The following is a 10,751-nucleotide window of genomic DNA, read 5'->3' as shown; positions in this document are numbered from 1 at the left end:
GGTGCGCCTGCTCGCCGCCATGATCGACCGTCTGCCCGGCGACGGACCGTTTCCGCAAGCCGATATCGGCATCTCGGGCGAACTGGAAGGCGAAATCGGTATGTTGCCGGCCGTCGACGTCGAGGAACGGTTCCGTCGGGCGCTTGCCCAGGGGCGCGACCGCGACCGCACCGCCGGACGCACGCTCGACGGCCCGCACCGTTCCGACCTCGTGGTGCGCCACCGGCCCAAGGCGATGCCGGCCGAGCTCTGTTCGACCGGCGAGCAGAAGGCGCTGCTGGTCGGCATTGTCTTGTCGCATGCGCGGCTAACCGGCGAGATGTCGGGCATGACGCCGATCCTGCTGCTCGACGAGATTGCTGCCCATCTCGACGGCGGTCGACGGGCGGCCTTGTTCTCGATCCTGGAGGAACTGAACTGCCAGGCTTTCATGACCGGGACCGATGCCGCGTTGTTTGACAGCCTCAAGGGACGCGCGCAATTCCTGACCGTCGATCACGGCACGGTCAGGCCGACCACTTGAACTTGGTTCATGGCGCATTTCTGCGCGGCATGCATTGATACCTGACAAGCTTTTTCCTCCGCTATATGGTCCGGCGATGATTACAGCCGCCCTCACCGATGAAGAGCTCGAACGCTACGCCCGCCACATCGTGCTGCCCGAGATCGGCGGCGCCGGCCAGCAGCGGCTGAAGCGGGCACGGGTGCTGGTCATCGGCGCCGGCGGATTGGGAGCGCCGGTGCTCGAATATCTCGCCGCCGCAGGGATTGGCACCCTCGGTATCGTCGACGACGACATCGTTTCGCTTTCCAACCTGCAACGACAAGTGATCCACGCCACGGGCGATGTCGGCATGGCGAAAACCGACAGCGCCAGAGCGGCGATCATCCGCATCAATCCAAACGTCGTCGTGGAAGAGCACAATTTCAGGCTGACCGTGGACAACGCCCCTACCCTCATTGCCCGTTATCACATCGTCGTTGACGGCTCCGACAATTTCGAGACGCGCTACGCGGTGGCCGACGCCTGCGCCGCCGAGGGCCGGCCGCTCGTGCATGCCGCCGTTGGCCGCTTCGACGGCTCGGTCACCGTGCTGAAGCCGTTCGAAACCGGCCCGGACGGCACGTTGAACCCAAGCTACCGCGATCTCTTTCCCGAGGCGCCGCCGCCGGGACTGGTGCCGTCCTGCGCGGTGGCCGGCATTGTCGGCGCGCTGACCGGGGTCATCGGCACGTTGCAAGCCATGGAAGCGATCAAGCTGATCACCGGGATTGGCGAGCCGCTGGTCGGACGACTGCTGCTCTACGATGCGCTGGCGGCACGCTTCGACACGATCCGCTACAAGCGAACCAACCGGTGAGCCTGCCTGCCGACGTTTCCATCGTGCAGCTTGCGGCCGATTTCGACCGTTGGGACGAGGTCTTGGCACTTGTCCTGCGCGCCTTCGCTTTCATGGACGGGATTATTGACCCGCCGTCCTCGGCCCATCGGCTCACCGTCGAAAATCTCAGGGCTAAAGCGATGGAGGAGACAGCATTCCTGGCGCTGAAGCAAAGTGAGATCGTCGGTTGCGTCTTGTTCCTGAAGCGCGCAGACGACCTCTATATTGGAAAGCTCGCGGTCGAGCCGGCTCTTCAGGGACAAGGCATTGGAAAACGGCTGATGCAGGCCGTCGAAGATCTTGCCCGTAGCCACAACAGGACCGCCATCGAGCTCCAGACCCGGATCGAGCTGATCGGAAATCACGCAGCCTTTGCCCGCCTCGGTTTTCGTGAAACCGTACAGACAGCGCACAAGGGCTACGACCGGCCGACCTCAATCACCATGCGCAAGGTGCTTTCGTAAGCCAACATTATCCAAAGACGAACGCGTGGTTGTCGCGGCAAGACCATGCCGGCATAATGGCAGGTCACGCCCGCAGCGGCAGCACGCGGTCGGGCGGGCGATGACCGTCAAAGAAGGCGCGGATGTTGATGATCACCTTCTCGCCCATGTCGATACGGCCTTCGAGCGTCGCCGAACCCATATGCGGCAACAGCACGACCTTGCCTTTGTGGGCGAGCTTCAGCAGCTTGCTGTTCAGCGCCGGCTCGTGCTCGTAGACGTCTAGGCCGGCGCCGGCGATCTTGCCGTCATGGATGAGCTTGACTAGCGATTCCTCATCGATGATATCACCGCGCGCGGTGTTGACTATGTAAGCTGACGGTTGCAGAAGCGCCAGCCGCCGTGCCGACAGCAGATGAAAAGTTGCCGGTGTCGATGGGCAATTGACCGAGATAATGTCCATGCGGGCGAGCATCTGGTCGAGGCTTTCCCAATACGTCGCTTCCAACTCGTCTTCGATTGCCGGCAGCACGCGGTGGCGGTTGTGGTAGTGGATCGAGAGGCCAAAGGCCTTGGCGCGCCTGGCGACGGCGGTGCCGATGCGACCCATGCCGACAATGCCGAGCCGTTTGCCCCAGATGCGCCGGCCGAGCATCCAGGTCGGCGACCAGCCCGCCCATTTCTTGTCGCCGGTCAGCACGTTGGCGCCTTCGGCCAGCCGCCGCGGCACGGCCAGCATCAGCGCCATGGTCATGTCGGCCGTATCTTCGGTCAACACGTTCGGCGTGTTGGTGACGGTGATGCCTTTCTTGGCCGCTGCCGCAACGTCGATCTTGTCGACGCCATTGCCGAAATTGGCGATCAGCTTGAGGTTGTCGCCGGCCTGGGCAATCAGCGCCGCGTCGATATTGTCGGTCACGGTCGGCACCAGCACGTCGGCCTCCTTGACCGCCGCCACCAGTTCCGGCTGCGTCATCGGCCTGTCCTCGACATTCAAGCGGGCGTCGAACAACTCGCGCATGCGGGTCTCGACTGGGTCGGGCAACTTGCGCGTGATGACGACGAGGGGCTTCTTTTTGCCTACCATTGTTTCCTCGAACCCGATCTCGTTGAGACCTCTTTAACCAAGAACGGCGAAACTGAGAACCGATCGCGGTACCGGTCATCCATGTAACAAGCGGTTCCGCCGAAGACAAAGAAAAAGGGGCGAAGGCCGATGGGCCGGCGCCGAAAGGAACGAAAGTGTCTGGTTTCGCGTCGCTCCGCCTGACCCTCAGTGCAGCATTCCTCGGCGCTCTCATCCATAGCCCACTGGTGATGGCACAAAGTGCCGCGGCACCCGCCCAGAGCGTCACGCTCGGACCAAGCGGCTTGCCGCTGCCGCGCTTCGTCAGTCTGAAATCCGGCCGCGTCAACTCGCGCGTCGGGCCGGGCGTCAATTATTCCGTCGACTGGATGTATATGAAGCCAGGCCTGCCGATGGAGATCATCCAGGAGTTCGATACGTGGCGTCGCGTGCGCGATGCGGACGGCTCGGAAGGCTGGATCAATCAGTCGCTGCTGTCGGGCCGCCGCACGGCGATCGTCGCGCCCTGGCAGCGCGGCAAGGACGCCCGCGTCAACCTCCTCGACGACCCGGCAAAAGATGCAGGCGTCATCGCGATCCTCGAACCGGGGGTGATGGGCACAATCAAGTCCTGCGATGGCCAATGGTGCGAAATGACCTTCGACGGCCATACCGGCTGGCTCGCCCAGTCGCTCGTCTGGGGTGCCTATCCCGGCGAAAAGGTCAAGAACTGACGTTTCCGAACCGGAGGTCGGGCCAGCGCTGTAAGCACCGGATCCGGCATTTTGTTTCGCTGATCTTCGGTTCGGGGATGGTTTAGCGGCCGATCCGGCCGAGATGGGTATCCTGGAAACTGCTCGACAGCTTCAAGCCATAGCCCAGAGCGCGGTCGATAGCGATGTGGGCGATCCAGATCAGCGCAACAGCTATCGCCATTGCATTGTCAAAGACGCTGCCGACAAGCGCCAGCAGAACGGGCAAGATCAGTATGTGCAAGGCGTTGTAGGCGACGGCCCCGACGCGCGGCCCTGCCATGTAACCCAGCATCGACAGGTCGGGCGCCAGAATGAGCACGGCAAATAGCCACCAGGAAACACCGGCGATTGCATAGAAGACAAGACCCGCCACCGCGACGGCGACCCATTCGAGCCGGAGCGTCAAATCCAGGAATTTCATAAGGCGCCAGTCAGTCGCAGCGTTTCGGACGCAGTCTCACCACGATATCGACATTGGCGATCTCCATGCCTTCCGGCGGTTCCGGCAGGTTGGAAACCGTCACCGGGCCGCTGTCGATATCGAAGATCCTGTTTTCGCCCTCGATGTAGAAATGATGGTGATCGGAGGTGTTGGTGTCGAAATAGGTCTTCGATCCCTCGACGGCGAGGATGCGCAAAAGGCCAGCCTGGGTGAACTGGTGCAGAGCATTGTAGACGGTGGCCAGAGACACCGGCACGCCGGCGGCAAGCGCCTCCTCGTGCAGTTCCTCGGCCGAAAGATGGCGGTCGCCCTTGGCGAAAAGCAGATCGGCCAGCGCGATGCGCTGGCGTGTCGGCCTCAGACCGGCCTCGCGAACCCGCTTGTCCACAGCGACATTATCCTTCCGGCAACCCAGATCCATCTATCCGTCGCGCTCACAGTTCCACCTCAGACACGTCCAAAATGGCAGAAATTGAGCATCTGCCGAAACTGGACGTGTCCTGACATATATTCTGTCGGCCGAATGCGATCAATAGCGCGCATTGACCCGGGCAGACGGGCAGGTTAAGCGCAAACGCCGGTTTCCGGCCTGAAACAGATTGTGTTAGGAAACCACCGACAAGGGCGCCTATCGCCCGGGACGATCACGGGGACGAGATTGATGGCGGGTTCGAAGTCCAGTTACGGTTACGAGGAATTGCTTGCCTGCGCCCGCGGCGAGCTGTTCGGACCGGGAAATGCGCAGCTGCCCTATCCGCCGATGCTGATGTTCGACCGCATCACCGAAATCAGCGAAACTGGCGGTGCGTTCGACAAGGGTTTCATCCGCGCGGAATTCGATATCAGGCCGGATTTGTGGTTCTTCGCCTGCCATTTTATCGGCAATCCGATCATGCCGGGATGCCTGGGCCTGGACGCCATGTGGCAGTTGACGGGGTTCTATCTTGGATGGCTCGGCGAACCCGGCAAGGGGATGGCGCTGTCGACCGGTGAGGTGAGATTCAAAGGCATGGTCACGCCTTCGGTCAAGAAGGTGGAGTACGGCGTCGACTTCAAGCGAGTGATGCGCGGTCGGCTTGTGCTTGGTATCGCCGATGGTTGGCTGAAGGCAGATGGCGAGCCCATATATGCGGCAACGGATCTGAAGGTCGGTCTGTCCAAGCAATCGGCCGCCGTCTGAACGAAGACCCTACAGTACGACGTCTTGGACGTCTGATGGACGCTGTAGCACTTTAATTTTGCGCATGGTTCCGTTCCGGAAATTGATTTCAGGTTCGGGGTCCGCGCTGGAAGGAGTTGCGAATGAGACGGGTCGTAGTCACAGGTCTCGGCATCGTGTCGTCGATCGGTAACAATGCCAACGAGGTGCAGACCTCGCTGCACGATGCCAGGTCCGGCATCAGTTTCTCCGACTCTTTCGCCGAGCATGGCTTCCGTTGCCGGGTGTGGGGCGCGCCGACGCTGGATCCATCGGGCATGATCGACCGTCGCGCCATGCGCTTCCTGTCGCAGGGTGCTGCCTGGAACCATGTCGCAATGGACCAGGCGATCGCAGACGCCGGCCTCGACGAGACCGACATCACCAACGAGCGCACCGGCATCGTGATGGGCTCCGGCGGACCGTCGACCCGTGCAATCGTCGAGGCGGCCGAGACCACGATCAAAAACGGCAGCCCCAAGCGGATCGGGCCATTCGCGGTGCCAAAAGCGATGTCGTCGACCGCTTCGGCGACGCTTGCCACCTGGTTCAAGATCCACGGCGTCAACTACTCCATCTCATCGGCCTGCTCAACGTCTGCGCATTGCATCGGCAATGGCTACGAGTTGATCCAGTGGGGCAAGCAGGACATCGTCTTCGCCGGCGGCCATGAGGACCTCGACTGGACGATGTCGGACCTGTTCGACGCCATGGGCGCCATGTCGTCCAAGTTCAATGACAGGGCATCGGTCGCCTCCCGCGCCTACGACGTCGATCGCGACGGTTTCGTCATTGCCGGCGGCGCCGGCGTGCTGATTCTTGAAGAACTCGAGCATGCCAAGGCACGCGGCGCCAAGATCTATGCTGAGATCGTCGGCTATGGCGCGACCTCGGACGGCTACGACATGGTGGCGCCGTCGGGCGAAGGCGCAGCGCGCTGCATGAAGCAGGCGCTCGCAACGGTGTCCTCGCCGGTCGACTACATCAATACGCACGGCACTTCGACGCCGGTCGGCGACTCCAAGGAAATGGGCGCCATCCGCGAGGTGTTCGGCGAGAAGATGCCTTTCATCACGTCGACCAAATCGCTGACCGGCCATTCGCTGGGTGCGGCCGGCGTGCAGGAATCGATCTACTCGATCCTGATGATGCAAGGCGGCTTCATCGGCGAGAGCGCCCACATTGACAACCTCGATCCGGAATTCGAAGGCATGCCGATCGTGCGCAAGCGCATCGACGAAGCCAGGATCGACACCGTTTTGTCCAATTCGTTCGGTTTCGGTGGCACCAACGCTACGCTGATTTTCCAGCGCTATTCCGCATAAGGATTTGCCGACCATGGACGGATTGATGAAGGGCAAGCGCGGGCTTGTCATGGGTGTCGCCAACGATCATTCGATCGCCTGGGGTATCGCCCGCAAACTGTCCGAACATGGCGCGGAACTCGCCTTCACCTATCAGGGTGAGGCCTTCGGGCGCCGGGTCAGGCCTCTCGCCGAGAGACTGGGCGCATCGCTGGTCGTGCCTTGCGACGTAGAGGACAGCGCATCGGTTGCTGCCACCTTCGAGACCCTTGGCAAGGCGTGGGGCGGGCTGGACTTCGTCGTCCATGCCATCGGCTTTTCTGACAAGAACGAGCTGAAAGGCCTCTACGCCGACACCAGCCGCGACAACTTCATCCGCACCATGGTGATCTCCTGCTACTCCTTCACCGAGGTCGCCCGTCACGCCGCCACGTTGATGAAGGATAGCGGTTCGATGATCACGCTGACCTATGCCGGTTCGGTCCGCGTCATGCCGAATTACAACGTTATGGGCGTCGCCAAGGCCGGGCTGGAGGCCAGCGTCCGCTATCTAGCCAACGACTACGGCCCGCGCGGCATCAGGGTGAACGGCATATCGGCGGGACCGGTACGGACGCTTGCGGGCGCCGGGATTTCCGACGCACGCCACATGTTCTCCTACCAGCAGCGTAACTCGCCGCTACGCCGTACAGTGACGATCGACGAAGTTGGCGGCTCCGCGCTCTATTTGCTGTCCGATCTGTCCTCCGGCGTCACCGGCGAAATCCACTATGTCGATTCCGGCTATCACATCGTGTCCATGCCGACGCTTGACGAGTTGAAGCAGACCGACGGCGGGCGGGAATAGCGCAAGCGACGTCGCCGGCTTGCCCCGCAGCGTTTCAGCGTCGCGCCGAGAAGACCTTGAACATGCCGTCGCGGGCGAGCTCCGCATGGCTGGAGAAGGCGGCCGCCAGCACCGGTTCGTAGGGAAGCTGACGGTTCGCCACCATGAACAGCCGGCCGCCCGGCTTCAGCGCTTTGCCTGCCGCGCGGATCATGCCGGCACCGATCTCCGGCTCAGTCGCCCGGCTGCGGTGAAAGGGCGGGTTCATGACGACCACATCGTAGCGGCGCTCGACCGGCTCGCTCAAAAGATCTATCCAGAAGAAACGTGGCTCCACGCCTGTGTTGCCGACATTGGCCTTCGCCGCCTCCAGCGCTTCGAAATCCGCTTCGTAAAGGTCAAGCGCCGATATGCCGGGTGAGCGGGCGGCGACTTCGGCGGCGACATAGCCCCAACCGGCACAGAAATCCGCAACGCTGCCACGCAGATCGTTGGGCAGATTTTCGACCAGCAGCTTCGATCCCGCATCGATCTTGTCGAACGAAAACATGCCTGGGGCCGTGCGGAAGCGGTCCTCGACCACCAAGTCCGGATTGGCGGCGCGAAGCGTTGCCGCGGCAACGGTATCGGCCGGCCGGCGAAACCAGAAGGCAATGCCGTGATGCTTCGGCAGGTGGCCTTCGAGCGGCACAAGGGCGCCGACATGCTTGCGCAGGCTGGCGATACCATCGTCCTTGCCGCCGGCAACGGCGATCAACCCGCCTGGTGCTACGCGTTTGACCGCTTCGGCAACGCGCAACTCGTTTTGGCCGCGATGGCGGCCGGCGAGCACAAATGCCGCGTCGAAAGCCTCGCCTTCGACCTGCGGCGTGACCGTGAAGCCGGATGCCTGCAAGGCGCGAAAATGCGGCCTGAAGCCTTGGATGAGATGAAGCTTGGCATCAAACCCTTCGGGCAAGCGAAAGCCGGGCTCGGCGCCGAGAAAGAGTATGCGTTCATCCTTTCGTGGCAGGGAAACAGCCCCGGCCGAGAATGGATGGAAAAGCGTCTTCAGCGGCTCGGCGGACATTCACCACTCTTGAACTGCAAGGCTGTTGTTGAAACGCAAACGGGCGCGACCTTCCGGCGCGCCCGCTTCGATTGCAGTTAGATCAGCTTAGGCGGCGTTCTCTTCGCCTTCGCTCTTCTTGTCGCGGACGATTTCCTTGCCGGTGGCCTGGTCGACAACCTTCATCGACAGGCGGACCTTGCCGCGCTCGTCGAAGCCCATCAGCTTGACCCAGACCTTGTCGCCTTCCTTGACCACATCGGAAGTCTTGGCGACGCGGTCATTGGCGAGCTGCGAGATGTGGACGAGGCCGTCACGCGGACCGAAGAAATTGACGAAAGCGCCGAAGTCGGCGGTCTTGACGACCGTGCCTTCGTAGATTTCGCCGACTTCCGGCTCGGCGACGATGGTGTGTATCCACTTCTTCGCCGCCTCGATCTCCTTGGCATTGGCCGAAGCGATCTTGACCGTGCCGTCGTCCTCGATGTTGATCTTGGCGCCGGTCTTTTCGACGATCTCGCGGATGACCTTGCCGCCCGAGCCGATCACGTCGCGGATCTTGTCGGTCGGGATGTGCATGACCTCGATGCGCGGCGCGAACTCGCCGAGCTCGGCACGCGCGCCGGACAGCGCGTGGGCCATTTCGCCGAGAATGTGCTGACGGCCATCCTTGGCCTGGTCGAGGGCGATCTTCATGATCTCCTCAGTGATGCCCTCGATCTTGATGTCCATCTGCAGCGAGGTGATGCCATAGGCGGTGCCGGCAACCTTGAAGTCCATGTCACCGAGGTGGTCCTCGTCGCCAAGGATGTCGGAGAGCACGGCGAAGCGCTCGCCTTCCTTGATCAGGCCCATCGCAATGCCGGCGACCGGCTTGGCCAGCGGCACGCCCGCGTCCATCAGAGCCAGCGAGGTGCCGCAGACGGTAGCCATCGACGACGAGCCGTTGGACTCGGTGATCTCCGAAACGACGCGCAACGTATAGGGGAACTGGTCGGCGGTCGGCAGCATCGGCCGGATGGCGCGCCAGGCGAGCTTGCCGTGGCCGATTTCGCGGCGGCCCGGCGAACCCATGCGGCCGGTTTCACCGACCGAATAGGGAGGGAAGTTGTAGTGCAGGAGGAACTTCTCCTTGTACATGCCGGTCAGCGAATCGACATACTGCTCGTCCTCGCCGGTGCCGAGCGTGGCGACGACCAGCGCCTGGGTCTCGCCACGGGTGAATAGCGCCGAGCCGTGCGTGCGCGGCAGGACGCCGACTTCCGAGACGATCTTGCGGACCGTCTTCAGGTCGCGGCCGTCGATGCGCGAGCCGGTATCGAGGATGTTCCAGCGCACGACCTTGGCCTGGAGTTCCTTGAACACGGTGCCGATCTGTTCGGACGTGTATTTGGCCTCTTCGCCTTCTGCCGGCGCGAACGCGGCCTTGACCTTCGCCTTGACTGCGTCGACGGCGGCATAGCGCTTCTGCTTGTCGGTGATCTTGTAGGCGTCGCGAAGCTCGCCTTCGACGATCTTCAGCATCTCGGCTTCAAGTGCGGAATAGTCCGGCGCGGTGAAGTCGCGCGGGTCCTTGGCCGCGACTTCAGCCAGCTTGATGATCGCGTCGATCACCGGCTGGAAGCCCCTGTGGCCGAACATGACGGCGCCGAGCATCAGATCCTCGCCGAGTTCCTTGGCTTCGGACTCGACCATCAGCACGGCGTCGGCGGTGCCGGCAACGACCAGGTCGAGCTTCGATTCCTGCATCTCGTCGACATGCGGGTTGAGCACGTATTCGCCGTTGATGTAGCCGACGCGGGCGCCGCCAACCGGGCCCATGAACGGCACGCCGGACAAGGTAAGGGCGGCGGAGGTGGCGACGATCGACAGGATGTCCGGGTCATTTTCGAGATCGTGCTGGACGACGGTGACGACGATCTGGGTGTCGTTCTTGTAGCCTTCGGCGAAGAGCGGGCGGATCGGGCGGTCGATCAGGCGGGAAACGAGCGTTTCCTTCTCGCTCGGACGGCCTTCACGCTTGAAATAGCCACCCGGGATTTTGCCGGCGGCGTAAGTCTTTTCCTGGTAGTTGACCGTCAGCGGAAAGAAATCGAGGCCGGGCTTCGGCTCTTTCATCGAGACGACGGTGGCGAGAACCTTGGTTTCGCCATAGGTGGCCAGCACCGCGCCGTCAGCCTGACGTGCGATCTTGCCGGTTTCGAGAATGAGCGGACGGCCGCCCCATTCGATTTCCACTTTGTGGTAATTGAACATGTCTTGTCCTTCGTATGCGGAAAGGGCCGCG

The 10,751-nt window shown here is 62.3% G+C and carries 11 protein-coding genes and 1 pseudogene; 7 read left to right on the top strand and 5 right to left on the bottom strand.

Going from position 1 to position 10,751, the window contains the following annotated elements; translation table 11 throughout:
* The 3 genes and pseudogenes from E5W70_RS03380 to E5W70_RS03370 form a co-directional block, all read left to right on the top strand.
* Positions 1-523, top strand: a pseudogene (locus E5W70_RS03380) (DNA replication and repair protein RecF); the annotation flags it as partial.
* A 76-nt stretch (positions 524-599) separates the two neighbouring features.
* Positions 600-1,361, top strand: coding sequence for a molybdopterin-synthase adenylyltransferase MoeB (locus E5W70_RS03375; RefSeq protein ID WP_292654009.1), 762 nt, complete (start codon positions 600-602; stop codon positions 1,359-1,361).
* Entirely contained in the window at positions 1,358-1,846 is a 489-nt protein-coding gene (locus tag E5W70_RS03370; protein ID WP_292654008.1) for a GNAT family N-acetyltransferase, read from the top strand. The genes E5W70_RS03375 and E5W70_RS03370 overlap by 4 nt, the downstream gene beginning before the upstream one ends.
* A 64-nt stretch (positions 1,847-1,910) precedes the next feature.
* On the opposite strand, the gene E5W70_RS03365 is transcribed toward E5W70_RS03370, so the two are convergent.
* Entirely contained in the window at positions 1,911-2,912 is a 1,002-nt protein-coding gene (locus tag E5W70_RS03365) for a D-glycerate dehydrogenase (RefSeq protein WP_292654007.1), read from the bottom strand.
* Between the two features lie 155 nt (positions 2,913-3,067).
* Here E5W70_RS03365 and E5W70_RS03360 point away from each other — a divergent pair, with 155 nt between their 5' ends.
* Positions 3,068-3,625: an SH3 domain-containing protein gene (locus E5W70_RS03360; RefSeq protein ID WP_023676915.1), complete on the top strand. Its 558-nt coding sequence runs from the start codon at positions 3,068-3,070 to the stop codon at positions 3,623-3,625.
* A gap of 82 nt (positions 3,626-3,707) precedes the next feature.
* Here E5W70_RS03360 and E5W70_RS03355 read toward each other — a convergent pair whose 3' ends face one another.
* A complete protein-coding gene (locus E5W70_RS03355) occupies positions 3,708-4,067 on the bottom strand; it encodes a DUF4260 domain-containing protein (RefSeq protein WP_292654006.1) in 360 nt (119 codons plus the stop codon).
* 10 nt (positions 4,068-4,077) lie between these two features.
* The gene (irrA, locus tag E5W70_RS03350) at positions 4,078-4,509 is read right to left on the bottom strand and encodes an iron response transcriptional regulator IrrA (RefSeq protein ID WP_023676913.1); all 432 of its coding nucleotides are present in this window, start codon (positions 4,507-4,509) and stop codon (positions 4,078-4,080) included.
* 240 nt (positions 4,510-4,749) lie between these two features.
* Here irrA and fabA point away from each other — a divergent pair, with 240 nt between their 5' ends.
* From fabA to fabI, 3 genes are all read left to right on the top strand, one after another.
* Positions 4,750-5,268, top strand: a complete 519-nt coding sequence (gene fabA / locus E5W70_RS03345) for a 3-hydroxyacyl-[acyl-carrier-protein] dehydratase FabA (protein ID WP_292654005.1) — start codon at positions 4,750-4,752, stop codon at positions 5,266-5,268.
* Positions 5,269-5,390: 122 nt separating this feature from the next.
* Complete coding sequence (fabB, locus tag E5W70_RS03340) at positions 5,391-6,611, top strand: beta-ketoacyl-ACP synthase I (protein WP_292654004.1); 1,221 nt, start codon at positions 5,391-5,393, stop codon at positions 6,609-6,611.
* A gap of 13 nt (positions 6,612-6,624) precedes the next feature.
* Positions 6,625-7,437, top strand: coding sequence for an enoyl-ACP reductase FabI (fabI, locus tag E5W70_RS03335; protein ID WP_292654003.1), 813 nt, complete (start codon positions 6,625-6,627; stop codon positions 7,435-7,437).
* Positions 7,438-7,471: 34 nt separating this feature from the next.
* Here the strand turns inward: fabI and E5W70_RS03330 are convergent, their stop codons facing one another.
* On the bottom strand, positions 7,472-8,485 hold the full coding sequence (locus tag E5W70_RS03330) for a class I SAM-dependent methyltransferase (protein WP_292654002.1): 1,014 nt from the start codon (positions 8,483-8,485) through the stop codon (positions 7,472-7,474).
* A gap of 87 nt (positions 8,486-8,572) precedes the next feature.
* Positions 8,573-10,720, bottom strand: a complete 2,148-nt coding sequence (gene pnp, locus E5W70_RS03325; protein WP_292654001.1) for a polyribonucleotide nucleotidyltransferase — start codon at positions 10,718-10,720, stop codon at positions 8,573-8,575.
* Positions 10,721-10,751: the final 31 nt, after the last annotated feature.

It is taken from the genome of Mesorhizobium sp. (assembly GCF_005063415.1).
Lineage (GTDB): Bacteria > Pseudomonadota > Alphaproteobacteria > Rhizobiales > Rhizobiaceae > Mesorhizobium.
Note: the sequence above shows the minus strand (reverse complement) of the source record. Positions and strands in the feature narration are given on the sequence as shown.

Bases quoted from the DNA above. Each gene is read 5' to 3' on its own strand.
- fabA (WP_292654005.1), top strand. From the start codon at position 4,750: ATGGCGGGTTCGAAGTCCAGTTACGGTTACGAGGAATTGCTTGCCTGC.
- E5W70_RS03330 (WP_292654002.1), bottom strand. From the start codon at position 8,485: ATGTCCGCCGAGCCGCTGAAGACGCTTTTCCATCCATTCTCGGCCGGG.
- pnp (WP_292654001.1), bottom strand. From the start codon at position 10,720: ATGTTCAATTACCACAAAGTGGAAATCGAATGGGGCGGCCGTCCGCTC.
- fabB (WP_292654004.1), top strand. From the start codon at position 5,391: ATGAGACGGGTCGTAGTCACAGGTCTCGGCATCGTGTCGTCGATCGGT.
- fabI (WP_292654003.1), top strand. From the start codon at position 6,625: ATGGACGGATTGATGAAGGGCAAGCGCGGGCTTGTCATGGGTGTCGCC.
- E5W70_RS03355 (WP_292654006.1), bottom strand. From the start codon at position 4,067: ATGAAATTCCTGGATTTGACGCTCCGGCTCGAATGGGTCGCCGTCGCG.
- E5W70_RS03365 (WP_292654007.1), bottom strand. From the start codon at position 2,912: ATGGTAGGCAAAAAGAAGCCCCTCGTCGTCATCACGCGCAAGTTGCCC.
- irrA (WP_023676913.1), bottom strand. From the start codon at position 4,509: ATGGATCTGGGTTGCCGGAAGGATAATGTCGCTGTGGACAAGCGGGTT.
- E5W70_RS03375 (WP_292654009.1), top strand. From the start codon at position 600: ATGATTACAGCCGCCCTCACCGATGAAGAGCTCGAACGCTACGCCCGC.